The following is a 15,606-nucleotide window of genomic DNA, read 5'->3' as shown; positions in this document are numbered from 1 at the left end:
TCCTCCAGCCTAACGAGCACCGCCGACATCGCGGTTCTGACGGTGATCGAGCTCGGAGAGCAGGCGCTGCGCGAGAGGGGAGGTCGGGGGTGCGGGCGGGGGAGCGGAGGCCTCCAGCCGTGCGACCTCGTCCTCCGCCGCGCGGACGGCGTGCCCGGCCGCCCAGCTCTGGTACCACGGGGCCTCGTCGCGCGCGGCGCGGGCGTCGCGCAGTCGGATCCGTGCCGCGGAGAGCAGCGTGGCGTGCTCCGCCACCCGCCGCTCGGCCTCGGTCGGCAGCAGGAGCGGGAGGTCGCGGTCCTGGGCGGCGACGGCGATCCACGAGGCGGCGACGAGCATGACCACCCCGTTCACCCGGAACCACAGCAGCAGTCCGACGAAGATCGCGAAGGTCGCCAGCAGCGGGTTCGACGGCGTGTAGCTCAGCAGGAACCCGACCCCGAACTGCAGCACCGTCATGGCCGCGCCGCCGAGGAGGGCTCCCGGCCAGATCGTGCTCCAGTGCAGCGAGGTGCCGGTGAGGAAGCGCACCATCGCCGCCAGCGCTCCCGTCAGCAGGACGAACGACACCAGGACGGTGCCGATCCGGATGCTGATGTTGACTCCGTCGGAGCCGGCATCCCAGCCCAGCAGCGACAGCACCCAGCTGAGGACCGCGGCGCTGGCGGAGCTGAGGGCAGAGCCGACGATGAGCGCGACGCCGAAGATCAGGGCGGCGAGCAGGTCGCGCGCCTTGAGGAGGAGGTAGCTGCGGCGGTCGGGCTCGAGGCCGAAGATGTCGCGCACGGCCCGCCGCGAGAAGGTCACCCACCCGATCGCGGTCCAGATCACCGTGCCGAGGGCGATGAGACCGGTGATTCCGAGGAACCCGCTGGTGTTCGAGGCGATCTCCTGCACCTGCGCGGGAGTGAAGACGCCGCCCTCGTCGAGGATGAGGTTCGGGATGTAGTTGTTGATGATGTCGATGAGGCCGTTCACCGCCTCCTCACTGCCGCCGAGCCAGAGGCCCGCGATGGCGAACGCGAGGTAGATCGCGGCGAAGATGGCGAACAGCGCCTGATAGCTCACCCCGGCGGCGAGCAGGAAGCCGTTGTGCTGCAGGAAGTGCCGCCACACCCGCACCGGGAAGAGGCCGAGGGTGCGCCGGGTCAGCGCGGTCGCGCGCTCGACCGCGGCATCGAGGCGACCGTCGGTCGCCGAACCGGGCTCGGACACGCCCCCACCCTACCCAAGCGCGGGCCCCGCCTTCGCGCGCCCGGCCTGCCTCAGCGAGAACAGGCGCAGACGCGAGAACAGGCGGCCCCGTCCGGGACCGCCTGTTCTCGCGTGGTTGCCTGTGCCGGCGCGTCAGGGACGCCCGCGGAGGACTGCCTGCTTGACCTCGGCGATGGCCTTGGTGACCTCGATGCCGCGGGGGCACGCCTCGGAGCAGTTGAAGGTCGTGCGGCAGCGCCAGACGCCCTCCTTGTCGTTGAGGATGTCGAGACGCACCGCGGCGTTGTCGTCGCGCGAGTCGAAGATGAAGCGGTGCGCGTTGACGATCGCGGCCGGACCGAAGTACTGGCCGTCGGTCCAGAACACCGGGCACGACGAGGTGCACGCGGCGCACAGGATGCACTTGGTGGTGTCGTCGAAGATCTCGCGATCGGCGATGGACTGCGTGCGCTCCTTGCCCTTCTCCGGCACGGAGTTCGCGACGAGGAACGGCTGCACCTCGCGGTACGACGCGAAGAACGGCTCCATGTCGACGACGAGGTCCTTCTCCAGCGGCAGGCCCTTGATGGCCTCGACGTAGATCGGCTTCGAGATGTCGAGGTCCTTGATCAGCGTCTTGCAGGCCAGGCGGTTGCGGCCGTTGATGCGCATGGCGTCGGAACCGCAGATGCCGTGGGCGCAGGAGCGGCGGAAGGTCAGCGAGCCGTCGACCTCCCACTTGATCTTGTGCAGGGCGTCGAGCACGCGGTCGGTGGAGTAGAGCTCCACGTCGTAGTCGACCCAGTGCGGCTCGGCGTCGACCTCGGGGTCGAACCGGCGGATGTTGAAGGTGACGATGAAGGACTGGATCCCGGTGTCTTCGGTCGTCTCGGCCGGCGCTTCGGCGATGGCGTTCGACATGCTCAGTACTTCCTCTCCATCGGCGGGTAGTTCAACTCGCCCTTGTCGTTCTTGGTGAAGACGACCGGCTTCCAGTCGAGCTTGATGTGGTCGCTCGGGTCGGAGGAGTGCGGGTCGCCCGTGAGGTACGCCATGGTGTGCTTCATGTAGTTCTCGTCGTCACGCTTCGGGAAGTCGTCGCGCATGTGTCCCCCGCGGCTCTCCTCGCGGTTCTGTGCGGCGTAGACGACGACCTCGGCGATGTCGAGCAGGAAGCCCAGTTCGACGGCCTCGAGCAGGTCGGTGTTGAACCGGTGGCCCTTGTCGTCGACGTGCACGTTCTTGTAGCGCTCACGGAGCTCCGCGATCACGCCGAGGACGTGCTGCAGCGACTCGTGCGTGCGGAACACCTGCGCGCCCTTGTCCATCTCGTCCTGCAGCGTCTTGCGGAGGATCGCGATCCGCTCGGTGCCCTGGTTGTTGCGCAGGCCCTCGAGCATGTCGGAGACGAACCCGGCGGGGTTCTCCGGCAGCGGGACGAATTCGGCCGTCTTGACGTACTCGACGGCGTTGCGGCCGGACCGCTTGCCGAACACGTTGATGTCGAGCAGCGAGTTCGTGCCGAGGCGGTTGGCGCCGTGCACCGAGACGCAGGCGCACTCGCCGGCCGCGTAGAGGCCGGGGACGACGGTGTCGTTGTCCGCGAGCACCTCGCCGTTGTTGTTCGTGGGGATGCCGCCCATGGCGTAGTGCGCGGTCGGCATGACGGGGACCGGCTCGACGACCGGGTCGACGCCCAGGTAGGTGCGGGCGAACTCGGTGATGTCGGGGAGCTTGGTCTCCAGCACCTCGGCGCCCAGGTGCGTGCAGTCCAGCAGCACGTAGTCCTTGTGGGGACCGGCGCCGCGGCCTTCCGCGACCTCCTGAACCATGCAGCGCGCGACGATGTCTCGGGGCGCCAGGTCCTTGATCGTCGGGGCGTACCGCTCCATGAAGCGCTCACCCGAGGCGTTGCGCAGGATCGCACCCTCGCCGCGGGCGCCCTCGGTGAGGAGGATGCCGAGGCCGGCGAGGCCGGTCGGGTGGAACTGGAAGAACTCGAGGTCCTCGAGGGGGAGGCCCTTGCGCCAGACGATGCCGACGCCGTCGCCTGTGAGGGTGTGCGCGTTGGAGGTCGTCTTGAAGATCTTGCCGAAGCCGCCGGTCGCGAAGATCACGGCCTTGGACTGGAAGACGTGCAGCTCGCCCGTGGCGAGGTCGTAGGCCACCACGCCGGCGATCTGCGTCGCGCCCGCCGCGTCCTTCACGGTGATGAGGTCGAGCACGTAGAACTCGTTGAAGAAGTTGATGCCGAGCTTGACGCAGTTCTGGAACAGCGTCTGCAGGATCATGTGACCGGTGCGGTCGGCGGCGTAGCAGGCGCGGCGGACCGGGGTCTTGCCGTGCTCGGCCGTGTGGCCGCCGAAGCGGCGCTGGTCGATCTTGCCCTCGGGGGTGCGGTTGAAGGGGAGGCCCATGTTCTCGAGGTCGATGACCGCGTCGATGGCCTCCTTCGCGAGGATCTCCGCCGCGTCCTGGTCGACGAGGTAGTCGCCGCCCTTCACGGTGTCGAAGGTGTGCCACTCCCAGGAGTCCTCCTCGACGTTCGCGAGGGCCGCCGCCATACCGCCCTGCGCGGCACCGGTGTGCGAGCGCGTCGGGTACAGCTTGGAGATCACGGCCGTCTTCGCGCCGGGGCCGGCCTCGATGGCCGCCCGCATGCCGGCGCCGCCGGCGCCCACGATGACGATGTCGAACTGGTGGTAGTGCACGCCGTCACGGACGACGGAATCCTGCGTCTGGGTAGTCACTTCTCGTTTGCCTCTTCTTCTAGCCCTGCGCCTGGCAGGTCTCCCACAGCGTGCTCGACTCGGTCACACCCAGGCACGGGTCGAACGTGAAGACGACCAGGGTGCCGAGGAGGATGAGCAGGCCCGCGGCCAGGCCGAGGGCCCAGACGAGCGCCTTGCGCGCGGTCGGGTTGGTCACGTAGTCGTTCACGATCGTCCGCATGCCGTTGGCACCGTGGATGAGTGCGAGCCAGAGCATCAGCACGTCCCACCACTGCCAGAACGGCGTGGCGAACTTGCCGGCGATGAAGGCGAAGTCGAGGGCGTGGATGCCTTCGCCGACCATGAGGTTGACGAAGAGGTGGCCGAAGATCAGCACGACGAGCACGACGCCCGAGACGCGCATGAAGACCCAGCCCCACTTCTCGAGGTTGACGCCGCGCTGGCGACGGGCGGGGGCGGCGACGGTCTGGGCGGTCATCAGTGTCCTCCTCCGAAGCCGGCGAACGCGAGCATCAGGTGGCGCGGGACGAAGCCGGCCATGATGATGCCCCACACGAGCAGCACGCCCCAGAACAGCTGGCGCTGGTACTTGGCGCCCTTCGACCAGAAGTCGACGGCGATGATGCGCAGGCCGTTCATGGCGTGGAAGACGATGCCCGCCACGAGGACGACCTCGCCGATCGCCATGACCGGGTTCTTGTATGTGCCGATGACCGCGTCGTACGCCTCCGGCGACACCCTGATCAGCGCCGTGTCGAGCACGTGCACCAACAGGAAGAAGAAGATGGCGACTCCGGTGATGCGGTGAAGCACCCACGACCACATGCCTTCGCGACCCCGGTAGAGGGTGCCGCGGGGGGTCTTGGACGTGGTTTCCGAAATCGACGGTGTCAAGCGAGCGCTTGTGGACACGGTCGTCCTCCCTGGATCGATGTGTTTCGGTCGCGTGCGCTGCTTCGTCCACATCTGGCCTGGAGGAGGGTCAGGCACGCCCGATCGGTGTCCATCCTATTCCCGCGCGGACGCCCCGGGCGACGAAGGGGAGCCTAAGTCGGGCCCGCCGCTACGCTGGCCTGCATGAGCGAGCCGATCGAAGACTTCTACGCGGTCATCCCTGCCGGCGGCATCGGCAGTCGGCTGTGGCCGCTGTCCCGGGCGGACGCCCCGAAGTTCCTGCACGATCTCACCGGGTCCGGGCATTCGCTGCTGCGCGACACGTGGGACCGTCTGGAGCCGCTCGCCGGTCCGGACCGGATCGCGGTGGTCACCGGGCGCGCGCACCGGGCGGCGGTGGAGGCGGAGCTGCCGGGGATCGCCGACCTCAACGTCTTCCTGGAATCCGAGCCCCGCGAGTCCGCGGCGGCGATCGGGCTGGCGGCGGCCGTGCTGCACCGGCGCAACCCGGACGTCATCATCGGCTCGTTCAGCGCCGACCACGTCATCCGGGGCACGCGGGTCTTCGAGTTCGCCGTCCGCGACGCCGTCGAGGTCGCGAGGGAGGGCTACATCTGCACGATCGGCATCGCGCCGACCGAGCCGGCGGTCGGCTTCGGCTACATCAAGAAGGGGCCGGAGCTGGTCGTCGAGCGCGCCAGGGAGGCGGCCCTCGTCGAGAGCTTCGTCGAGAAGCCGGATCTGGAGACGGCCAAGGCCTACCTCGCCGAGCGCACCTATCTGTGGAACGCGGGCATGTTCATCGCGAAGGCGAGCGTCCTGCTGGACGAGCTCGCGGCCAACGAGCCTGCTCTGCACGCCGGTCTGCTCGAGCTCGCCGAGGCCTGGGACGACCGGGAGCTCCGCGGGCCGGCCGTCGACCGCATCTGGCCGCGGTTGAAGAAGATCGCGATCGACTACGCCGTCGCGGAGCCGGCGGCGCGGCGCGGGCGCCTCGCCGTGGTCCCCGGGCACTTCGACTGGGATGACGTGGGGGACTTCGCGTCACTGACGAAGCTCATCACGAACGGCCGCAAGAACGACCTCGCCGTCCTCGGACCCCGCGCCCGGGTGCTCACCGACGCGGCCAGCGGCATCCTCGTCAGCCAGACCAGCCGCGTGATCAGCCTCGTCGGCGTGCAGGACATCGTCGTGGTCGACACCCCCGACGCGCTCCTGGTCACGACGGTCGAGAACGCGCAGCGGGTGAAGGGCGTGGTGGAGTCGTTGAAACTCAACGGACAGGGCGACGTGCTCTGATGAGCATCGGTCCGTGCTCATCGGCAGGGTTGATTTCAGCTTTGTAACCATTGGCCCGGCCGCCCGGGGCCGACGTGCACGAACGTCGAAACACTAGGTAACTTTGATCGATCCGCGATGGCCGCGGGTTCGTTGAGGGAGGCATCCGTGACCATCTCCACCACCAAGAAGCTGCTCGGCGCGACGGTCGCCGCCGGTGTCGTCTTCGCTCTTGCCGGCTGCGGTCAGGCGCCGACCGACGAGTCCGAGGGCGGATCCGCCCCCGTCGACTCCGACTTCAAGCCCTGCCTCATCTCCGACGCCGGCGGCTGGAACGACAAGTCGTTCAACCAGTCGGCCAAGGAGGGCATGGACAGCGCCGCCGACGAGCTCGGCATCAAGCCGCTGGAGTTCGAGTCCGCGAACGACAACGACTACGCGCCGAACCTCGAGACCGCCGTCTCCGAGGGCTGCTCGCTCATCGTCTCGGTCGGCTTCAAGCTGTCCGCCGCCACGGTCGAGTCCGCGCTCGCGAACCCCGACATCGACTACGCGATCATCGACGACTGGGCCGACAACGACTTCGACGGCACCACCGACGCGCCGAACATCAAGCCCCTCGTCTTCGACACCGCCCAGGCCGCCTACCTCGGTGGCTACGCGGCGGCCGCCTGGTCCGCGGAGGCCGGCGTGAACAAGGTCGGCACCTTCGGCGGCATGCAGATCCCGTCGGTCGCGGTCTTCATGGACGGCTACCAGCTCGGCGTCGAGAAGTACAACGAGGACAAGTCGGCCGACGTCCAGGTCTTCGGATGGGACGCCGAGACCCAGAAGGGCTCCTTCACGGGTGGCTTCGACGCCAACGACACGGCCAAGCAGACCGCCCAGGGCGTGCTCGACCAGGGTGTCGACGTCATCCTCCCCGTCGGCGGCCCGGTCTACCAGAGCGCCGCAGCGGCGATCAACGACAGCGGCAAGGACACGCTGATGCTCGGTGTCGACAGCGACCTCGCCGTCGCTGACCCCAGCGTCGCCGACATCACGCTCGTCTCGATCATGAAGGCCATCGACGTGGCCGTCCGCGACGCGACGCTCGCGGCCGCCGCCGGCGAGTTCGACCCGGAGCCCTACATCGGCACGCTCGAGAACGAGGGCGTCAAGCTCTCCGGCTTCGGCGACTTCGAGGCAGACCTGCCCGAGGGCCTGACGGACGAGCTGTCCGCTCTGCAGGAGCAGATCATCTCCGGTGACATCACGGTGGAGTCCGAGAACTCTCCCACCCGCTGAGTCGGAGCCGTACCCAGCACGGGGCGAGTGGCGCAGGCTGCCACTCGCCCCGCACTGTGGGCGGCGACGATTCTCCTCGGTGACTCTTCTGGATAAGGTGCAGATATGAAGCTCGAACTTCGCGGCATCACCAAGCGATTCGGCAGCCTCGTGGCGAACGACCACATCGATCTCGTGGTCGAACCCGGTCAGATCCACGCTCTCCTCGGCGAGAACGGCGCAGGCAAGTCGACGCTGATGAACGTGCTCTACGGCCTGTATCAGGCCGACGAGGGCGAGATCCTCCTCGACGACGTCGTGCAGCACTTCCGCGGCCCGGGCGACGCGATGGCCGCCGGCATCGGCATGGTGCACCAGCACTTCATGCTCGTGCCGGTGTTCACGGTGGCCGAGAACGTCATGCTCGGGCACGAGCAGACCAAGGGCCTCGGCACGCTGGACATCGCGAAGGCCCGCGAGCACGTGCGCGCGGTCGCCGCGCGGTTCGGGTTCGACATCGATCCGGACGCCGTCGTCGGCGACCTGCCGGTGGGTGTGCAGCAGCGCGTCGAGATCATCAAGGCGCTGTCCCGCGACGCCAAGGTCCTCGTCTTCGACGAGCCGACCGCGGTGCTGACGCCGCAGGAGACCGACGAGCTCATGGCCATCATGCGCCAGCTCCGAGACGAGGGCACCGCGATCGTCTTCATCACGCACAAGCTGCGCGAGGTGCGCGAGGTCGCCGACCGCATCACGATCGTCCGGCTCGGTCGGGTGGTGGGGGAGGCCTCGCCGACCGCCACCAACGCCGAACTGGCCTCGCTGATGGTCGGCCGCGCGGTCGAGCTGACCGTGCACAAGGAGGCTCCGCGGCTGGGCGAGGGCGGCCTGGAGGTCCGCAACCTCCGCGTACTCACCGCCACCGGAGCGATCGTCGTCGACGACGTCGACTTCACCGTGCGACCCGGCGAGGTCCTCGCCGTCGCCGGTGTGCAGGGCAACGGCCAGACCGAGCTCGTCGAGGCCATCGTGGGCCTCGCCGCACGCGTCGAGGGGAACGTCATCCTCGACGGCACCGAGCTCGTGGGCAAGAGCGTCCGCGGCATCCTCGACGCCGGCGTCGGGTTCGTCCCGGAGGACCGCACCGAGGACGGCCTCGTCGCCGGATTCTCGGTCGCCGAGAACCTCATCCTCGACCGCTCAGACGATCCCGCGTTCAGCCGGGCCGGGACGCTGCGCCGCGGCGCCCTGGAGGACTTCGCCAAGGAGCGCATCGCGGAGTACGACATCCGCACGCAGGGCCCGGACACTCCCGCGGGCACTCTCTCCGGAGGCAACCAGCAGAAGGTCGTGATCGCCCGCGAGATGAGCCGCGAACTGCGGCTCTTCGTCGCGGCGCAGCCGACCCGCGGGGTGGACGTGGGCTCGATCGAGTTCATCCACAAGCGCATCATCGAGACGCGGGACGCGGGCATCCCCGTGATCGTCGTCTCTACCGAGCTCGACGAGGTCGCCGCCCTCGCCGACCGGATCGCGGTCATGTACCGCGGCACCATCGTCGGCATCGTCCCCGGTGACACGCCCCGGGAGACACTCGGACTCATGATGGCCGGAGCGGCCGATGCGGAGGTGACCGCGTGAGCGGCGCGACACCCGGTGCAGGAGACGTCACGAAGGGGCTGCCTCCCGAGCAGCTCCCGCCCAGCACGGGCCTCGCGGACGAGGTACCCCCGCCTCCGCGCGGCAACGTCGTCCTCAAGGAGATCCTCCGCGGCAGCGCCGTCACGACGATCCTGGCGATCGTCCTCGCGCTCATCGTCGGCGGCATCCTCATCGCCTTCACCAACGAAGACGTGCAGAAGGCCTCCGGGTACTTCTTCGCCAAGCCGAGCGACACGTTCGTCGCGGCCTGGAACGCGGTCTACAACGGCTACGAGGCGCTGTTCCGCGGAGCGATCTTCAACGCCCGCGGCGCCGACTTCGCCGCGCAGATCCGTCCGCTGACGAACACGCTGGGCTTCGCGGCTCCGCTGATCGCCGCCGGTCTGGGCGTCGCGCTCGCCTTCCGCGTCGGTCTGTTCAACATCGGCGCCCGCGGTCAGATGCTCGTCGGCGTCGCGATCGCGGCCCTGCTGACCTTCAACCTCGACCTGCCGATCTGGTTCCACCTCCCCGTCACGCTGCTGGCCGGTATCGCCGGCGGGGCGCTCTGGGGCGGCATCGCCGGTCTCATCAAGGCACGCACGGGCGCGCACGAGGTGATCCTCACGATCATGCTCAACTACATCGCGTACTACCTGCTGCTGTGGATGATCCGCACGCCCGGGCTCCTGCAGAAGCCGGGGACCAACCAGGCGCTCGGCTCGGCCACGCCGGAGAGCGCGCAGTTCCCGACCCTGCTCGGCCCGCAGTTCCCGCTGCTGGATCTCGGCTTCGTCATCGTGGTCATCGCGACGGTGTTCGTGTGGTGGCTCATCGAGCGCTCCTCGCTGGGCATGCGCATGCGCGCGGTGGGGGAGAACCCGCACGCCGCTCGCGCCGCGGGCATCAGCGTCAAGCGCGTCTACGTCTACGCGATGCTCTTCGCGGGCGCCCTCGCCGGCCTCGCCGGGATGAACCAGCTCCAGGGCGCCGTCACCACCGGCGTCACCGAGACCATCGACGCCGGCATCGGCTTCGACGCCATCACGGTCGCCCTCCTCGGGCGCAGCCGCGCCTGGGGGACCTTCGCGGCCGGAATCCTGTTCGGTGCCCTCAAAGCGGGCTCGTTCTCGATGCAGGCGCAGGACATCCCCGTCGACATCGTGCTCGTCGTGCAGTCGCTCGTCGTGCTGTTCATCGCCGCGCCGCCGCTGCTGCGCACGGTGTTCTTCCTCCCCAAGTCCGACGCAGAGAAGGCGGCCAAGGCGAGAGCCAAGGCCGCGAAGAAGGCGGTGACGGCATGATGTCGCTCGTGCAGACCGAAGCCGCCGACGGCACGGTGCAGCTCGCCACCGTCCGGGAGCGCCACCTCAAGGCGCCGATCAGCCTCGCGGTCGTCACCGCGCTGCTGGCGGTGCTCTTCCTCGCCGTGCCGCGCAGCGGCACCAGCACCTTCCGCCTCGGGGACCGCACGTCGGCCTTCGAGCTCCCCGACGTGGGGCTGCCCACCGCGCCGACCTTCTGGGTGGTCTTCGCCGTGCTCGTCGTCCTCACGGTCGGGGCCTTCCTCCGGGCATGGACGTACCGTGCGCCGTCGATCTGGCTCATCGTCGCCTATGGCGTGCTCGCCGTCTTCGCGTTCCTCGTCTGGGCCGCGGCCGGGGGCCTGGTCCCCGTCACGAGCCTCCTCTTCGGTGCGGTGTCGCTGTCGGTGCCGCTCGTGTTCGGCGCGCTCGGCGGTGTCATCGGCGAGCGGGCCGGTGTCGTCAACGTGGCCATCGAGGGGCAGCTGCTCCTCGGCGCGTTCTCGGCGGCGCTCCTGTCCAGCATCACCGGCAACGCCTTCGTGGGCCTCATCGGCGCCATGATCGGCGGCGTTCTCGTCGCGAGCGTGCTGGCGGCGTTCGCGATCAAGTACCTCGTCGAGCAGGTCATCGTCGGTGTCGTCCTCAACGTCCTCGTCACCGGCCTCACGGGCTTCCTCTACGGCGCGCTCCTCGCCCCGAACGAGGCCGAACTGAACACCCCGGTGCGCTTCTCCCGCATCGAGATCCCGGTGCTGAGCGACATCCCGATCATCGGTCCGGTGCTCTTCAACCAGACCTTCATCGTGTACCTCATGTTCATCACCGTGGCCGTCGTCGCGTGGGGCCTGTACCGCACCAAGTGGGGCCTGCGCCTCCGCGCCGTGGGCGAGCACCCGCAGGCGGCCGACACGGTCGGCATCCGGGTCAACCCGACGCGGTTCTGGAACGTGCTGCTCGCGGGCGCGATCGCCGGCATCGGCGGCGCGTACTTCACCCTCGTCTCGGTCCCGCAGTTCGGCAAGGAGATGACGGCCGGGCTCGGCTTCATCGCCCTCGCCGCGGTGATCTTCGGACGCTGGGACCCGATCCGCGCGACGCTCGCCGCCCTGCTCTTCGGATTCGCGACGAACCTGCAGAACCTGCTCTCGATCCTGAAGACGCCGATCCCCGGCGAGTTCATGCTCATGCTGCCGTACGTGGTCACGCTGCTCGCGGTCGCCGGGTTCGCCGGACAGATCCGGGGTCCTGCCGCCAGCGGCAAGCCGTACATCAAGTCGTAGAACCCGCAGGGAAGAAGGAACCATCACCATGACGGACATCGACTGGGACGAGCTGCGCCAGGTCGCCGCTGAGGCCATGACCAAGGCGTACGCGCCGTACTCGCGCTACCGCGTGGGGGCGGCGGCGCTCGTCAGCGACGGGCGGATCGTGGCCGGCTGCAACGTCGAGAACGCCTCGTACGGCGTCACGCTGTGCGCCGAGTGCGCGCTCGTGGGCGACCTGTTCATGTCCGGCGGCGGCCAGCTCGTCGCCTTCGTGTGCGTGAACAACGACGGCGAGACCATCATGCCCTGCGGCCGATGCCGGCAGCTGCTGTTCGAGCACGCCGTACCCGGCATGCTGCTGGAGACGGTCTCCGGCATCCGCACGATCGACGAGGTGCTGCCCGATGCGTTCGGGCCGCGCGACCTGGAGGAAGCACGATGACCGCTGGACAGGCTCAGGGAGCCATCGAGCCGTTCGACGCGGTCGATGTGATCCGGGCCAAGCGCGACGGGGGCGTCGTGCCCGAGCCCGCTCTGCGGTGGATGGTCGACGCCTACACGCGCGGCTATGTGTCCGACGCGCAGATGGCCTCCTTCGCGATGGCGATCTTCCAGCGCGGCATGGAGCGCGACGAGATCCGCGTGCTCACCGATGCGATGATCGCGTCCGGCGAGCGGATGAGCTTCGCGACCCTCGGCAAGAAGACCGTGGACAAGCACTCCACGGGCGGCGTCGGCGACAAGATCACCCTGCCGCTCGCGCCGCTTGTCGCCTCGTTCGGCGTGGCGGTCCCGCAGCTCAGCGGCCGCGGTCTCGGCCACACCGGCGGGACGCTCGACAAGCTGGAGGCGATCCCCGGCTGGCGCGCGGCGCTCAGCAACGAGGAGATGTTCGCGCAGATGCAGGGTGACGTCGGGGCCGTGATCTGCGCCGCGGGCTCTGGTCTCGCTCCCGCCGACAAGAAGCTCTACGCGCTCCGCGACGTGACCGGCACCGTGGAGGCCATCCCGCTGATCGCCTCCAGCATCATGTCGAAGAAGATCGCCGAGGGGACCGACGCCCTCGTCCTGGACGTGAAGTTCGGCTCCGGCGCCTTCATGCAGGACATCGACCGCGCCCGCGAGCTCGCCCGCACGATGGTCGCGCTCGGCACCGACTCCGGCGTCGCCACCACGGCGCTGCTGACCGACATGAACGTCCCGCTGGGCCGCGCGATCGGCAACGCCAACGAGGTCCGCGAGTCGGTCGAGATCCTCGCCGGCGGGGGACCCGCCGACGTGCGGGAGCTGACCATCGCGCTCGCCAGGGAGATGCTCGCCCTGGCCGGCCGGCCCGATGCGGACGTGGAGGCGGCGCTGGACGAGGGCCGCGCCATGGACACCTGGAAGGCGATGATCCGCGCCCAGGACGGCGACCCCGACGCGGCCCTCCCGGTCGCGCGGGAGACGCACGTCGTCACGGCGCCCGCGGACGGCGTCGTGACCCGGATGGACGCGCTCCCCTTCGGCATCGCCGCGTGGCGTCTCGGCGCCGGCCGCGCGCGGGCCGACGACCCGGTGATCTTCGAGGCGGGCATCGACCTGCACGCGAAGCCGGGCGACCGGGTCGCCGCCGGGCAGCCGCTGTTCACCCTGTCGGCGGCGGACGAGGCGCGCTTCCCCCGGGCCATCGAGGCACTCGAAGGGGCCTGGGAGCTCGGCGACGAGGCGCCGACCGTGGGTCCGATCGTCCGCGAGCGCATCACGGCGTGAGGCCCGGGCGCTAGCCTGGACGGACACCCCGCGACCGAGAGGATCCCCATGTCGATCGATGCGAACGGCGACGTCGCCATCCAGGGCGTCTCCCTGCGGAGTCTGCCGAAGGTGTCGCTGCACGACCACCTGGACGGCGCCGTGCGTCCGGCCACGATCATCGAGCTCGCCGACGCGATCGGTCTCGACCTCCCGGCCTCCGACCCGGCGGCGCTCGGCTCCTGGTTCGCGACGAAGAGCGACGCAGGGTCGCTGGAGGAGTACCTGAAGACCTTCGAGCTCACCACCGCGGTCATGCAGACCCGGGAGGGACTGACCCGGGTGGCGCGCGAGTTCGTGCAGGACCTCGCGGCCGACGGCGTCATCTACGGCGAGGTGCGCTGGGCACCGGAACAGCACCAGGCCGGCGGTCTCTCGCTGGAGGACGCCGTCGAGGCCGTGCAGCAGGGGATCGAGGAGGGCGAGGACGCGGCGGACCGGGACGGTCGCAGCATCCGCGTCGGACAGCTCCTGACCGCCATGCGGCACACCGACCGCGCCAGGGAGATCGCCGAGCTCGCTGTGGACTTCCGCGGACGGGGGGCCGTCGGCTTCGACATCGCCGGACCCGAGGACGGCTTCCCGCCGTCCGACCACCGCGCGGCATTCGACTACCTCGCCGAGAACTTCTTCCCGGTGACCGTGCACGCGGGCGAGGCGGCGGGCCTCGCCTCGATCCGCTCGGCCCTGCTGGACGGTCGTGCGCTCCGGCTCGGACACGGCGTCCGCATCGCGGAGGACCTCGAGGTCGTCACGCAGGAGGGCGACGAGGTGCAGGTGCGCTTCGGCGACCTCGCGCGCTGGGTGCGCGACCGGGAGATCCCGCTGGAGCTCTCCCCGTCGTCGAACCTGCAGACGGGGGCCGTCGCCGCGTGGGGCAAGACGCTCGCCGATCACCCGTTCGACCTGCTCTACCAGCTCGGCTTCGCGGTGACCGTGAACGTGGACAACCGCACCATGAGCGCCACCTCGCTCACCAGGGAGCTGGCCCTCCTCGTGCAGACCTTCGAGTACGACCTCGACGACCTCGAGGCCTTCCAGTTCAACGCCGCCGCCGCGGCCTTCCTCCCCGTCGAGGAACGGGAGGAACTCGTCGAGATGATCGCCGAGGGCTTCGACGCCTGACATGCGCTCCGGGGGGAGGTCGTCGCGTTCACGAGCCGGAGTCGTCGGCGCGCTCGTCGCCGTCGTCATCGTCGGAGGGGCCGTCGCGGCGTTCGCGGGGCTCCATCGCACGCCGGAAGAGCGGATTCCGAAGGCCCAGGGCAGCGTCACGGCGCCTCCGCTCACGCCGTCGCAGCAGATCCTGGCGGACGCGGACGATCCCCGCGCGTGCGCGGTCACCTTCCGCGGCGAGGGGGCGCCGACCGCGCCGATGCTGCAGCTCCAGGACGAGCCGTATCGGGGGCTGCCGATCCCGCGGCTCGACGGCCGGGTGTTCGCGGGCTGGTACGCCAGCGCCGACGCTGCCGCCGCCTTCACGGTGGAAGCTCGGGTGAACGGCGCGGATCCGGTCGCGTGCGAGCAGCAGCAGACGGAGCTCTTCGCCGCCTGGAAGACGCCCGAGGAGAACGCGGCCGAGGGCGTGCGCGTGCCCATCCTGATGTACCACCAGTTCACGGCCGACCCGGCGGGGGAGAAGGGGTGGCTGCGCGGCAACTACGCGTACATCGGCGACTTCGAGGCGCACATGGCGCACATCGCGACCACCGGCTTCTATCTGCCGACCTGGGACGAGCTCAGCGCGTTCATCGACGGGCGGCTCTCCCTCCCGGCGCGGAGCGTCATCATCACCGACGACGACGCCGATCAGACGTGGTTCGACCTCGCGGTGCCGGTGGTGGACGCGCACCGGCTCCTCAGCACCTCGTTCATGGTCACGGCCTATCGTCAGGACCCCGCGCCCTCGCCGTGGGTCCAGCGGCGCTCGCACACCCATGACATGCATCAGGCCGGCGAGGACGGCAGGGGACGCATGGTCAACGGGACGCCCGCGCAGATCGCCGCCGATCTCACCACGTCGGGGGACGTGCTCGGCGTCCGCGAGGTGGTGGCCTACCCGTTCGGCCACTACGACGACACGGCGAAGGAGGGCGTCCGCCAGGCGGGCTACGAGCTGGCGCGGACCATCGATCCCGGATACGTGGTGATCGGGACGGACAAGCTGGCCCTCCCCGTCGTGCGCATCGACTACGGAATGGGCCTGGATGCCCTGGTGTCGCGCATCGGGTGACCCCG

General features: G+C 69.6%; 14 protein-coding genes. 9 read left to right on the top strand and 5 right to left on the bottom strand.

Translation table 11 applies throughout. The annotated features are described in order from the left end of the window. Window positions 1-9: 9 nt before the first annotated feature. From AB0300_RS00605 to sdhC, 5 genes are all read right to left on the bottom strand, one after another. Window positions 10-1,215 carry a YihY/virulence factor BrkB family protein gene (locus tag AB0300_RS00605; protein ID WP_126893604.1) on the bottom strand — a complete coding sequence of 402 codons (1,206 nt, stop codon included), beginning with the start codon at window positions 1,213-1,215 and terminating at the stop codon, window positions 10-12. Window positions 1,216-1,347: 132 nt separating this feature from the next. After that, window positions 1,348-2,115 carry a succinate dehydrogenase iron-sulfur subunit gene (locus AB0300_RS00600; protein ID WP_025105655.1) on the bottom strand — a complete coding sequence of 256 codons (768 nt, stop codon included), beginning with the start codon at window positions 2,113-2,115 and terminating at the stop codon, window positions 1,348-1,350. Window positions 2,116-2,117: 2 nt separating this feature from the next. Beyond that, window positions 2,118-3,944 carry a succinate dehydrogenase flavoprotein subunit gene (sdhA, locus tag AB0300_RS00595; RefSeq protein ID WP_126893605.1) on the bottom strand — a complete coding sequence of 609 codons (1,827 nt, stop codon included), beginning with the start codon at window positions 3,942-3,944 and terminating at the stop codon, window positions 2,118-2,120. Window positions 3,945-3,963: 19 nt separating this feature from the next. Then, window positions 3,964-4,404: a succinate dehydrogenase hydrophobic membrane anchor subunit gene (locus AB0300_RS00590; RefSeq protein ID WP_025105657.1), complete on the bottom strand. Its 441-nt coding sequence runs from the start codon at window positions 4,402-4,404 to the stop codon at window positions 3,964-3,966. After that, on the bottom strand, window positions 4,404-4,838 hold the full coding sequence (gene sdhC / locus AB0300_RS00585; RefSeq protein WP_082758508.1) for a succinate dehydrogenase, cytochrome b556 subunit: 435 nt from the start codon (window positions 4,836-4,838) through the stop codon (window positions 4,404-4,406). The genes AB0300_RS00590 and sdhC overlap by 1 nt, the downstream gene beginning before the upstream one ends. A 165-nt stretch (window positions 4,839-5,003) precedes the next feature. Here sdhC and AB0300_RS00580 point away from each other — a divergent pair, with 165 nt between their 5' ends. The 9 genes from AB0300_RS00580 to AB0300_RS00540 all read left to right on the top strand — a co-directional run bounded on the left by AB0300_RS00580 (window position 5,004) and on the right by AB0300_RS00540 (window position 15,601). After that, complete coding sequence (locus AB0300_RS00580; RefSeq protein ID WP_025105659.1) at window positions 5,004-6,119, top strand: mannose-1-phosphate guanylyltransferase; 1,116 nt, start codon at window positions 5,004-5,006, stop codon at window positions 6,117-6,119. Window positions 6,120-6,266: 147 nt separating this feature from the next. After that, entirely contained in the window at window positions 6,267-7,385 is a 1,119-nt protein-coding gene (locus AB0300_RS00575) for a BMP family ABC transporter substrate-binding protein (protein WP_025105660.1), read from the top strand. Between the two features lie 105 nt (window positions 7,386-7,490). Next, window positions 7,491-9,005 carry an ABC transporter ATP-binding protein gene (locus AB0300_RS00570; RefSeq protein WP_062764749.1) on the top strand — a complete coding sequence of 505 codons (1,515 nt, stop codon included), beginning with the start codon at window positions 7,491-7,493 and terminating at the stop codon, window positions 9,003-9,005. Further along, on the top strand, window positions 9,002-10,309 hold the full coding sequence (locus AB0300_RS00565; RefSeq protein WP_025105662.1) for an ABC transporter permease: 1,308 nt from the start codon (window positions 9,002-9,004) through the stop codon (window positions 10,307-10,309). Before AB0300_RS00570 ends, AB0300_RS00565 begins: the two co-directional genes overlap by 4 nt. Next, window positions 10,306-11,592, top strand: coding sequence for an ABC transporter permease (locus AB0300_RS00560; RefSeq protein WP_062764746.1), 1,287 nt, complete (start codon window positions 10,306-10,308; stop codon window positions 11,590-11,592). The genes AB0300_RS00565 and AB0300_RS00560 overlap by 4 nt, the downstream gene beginning before the upstream one ends. Before the next feature lie 28 nt (window positions 11,593-11,620). Continuing rightward, window positions 11,621-12,019, top strand: coding sequence for a cytidine deaminase (locus AB0300_RS00555; RefSeq protein WP_025105664.1), 399 nt, complete (start codon window positions 11,621-11,623; stop codon window positions 12,017-12,019). Next, complete coding sequence (locus AB0300_RS00550) at window positions 12,016-13,329, top strand: thymidine phosphorylase (RefSeq protein WP_366215271.1); 1,314 nt, start codon at window positions 12,016-12,018, stop codon at window positions 13,327-13,329. The genes AB0300_RS00555 and AB0300_RS00550 overlap by 4 nt, the downstream gene beginning before the upstream one ends. 48 nt (window positions 13,330-13,377) lie before the next feature. Then, window positions 13,378-14,493: an adenosine deaminase gene (locus AB0300_RS00545; RefSeq protein WP_366215270.1), complete on the top strand. Its 1,116-nt coding sequence runs from the start codon at window positions 13,378-13,380 to the stop codon at window positions 14,491-14,493. 1 nt (window position 14,494) lies between these two features. Next, complete coding sequence (locus AB0300_RS00540; protein WP_249521360.1) at window positions 14,495-15,601, top strand: polysaccharide deacetylase family protein; 1,107 nt, start codon at window positions 14,495-14,497, stop codon at window positions 15,599-15,601. Window positions 15,602-15,606: the final 5 nt, after the last annotated feature.

Source organism: Microbacterium sp. NPDC078814, assembly GCF_040702645.1.
GTDB lineage: Bacteria > Actinomycetota > Actinomycetes > Actinomycetales > Microbacteriaceae > Microbacterium.
Note: the sequence above shows the minus strand (reverse complement) of the source record. Positions and strands in the feature narration are given on the sequence as shown.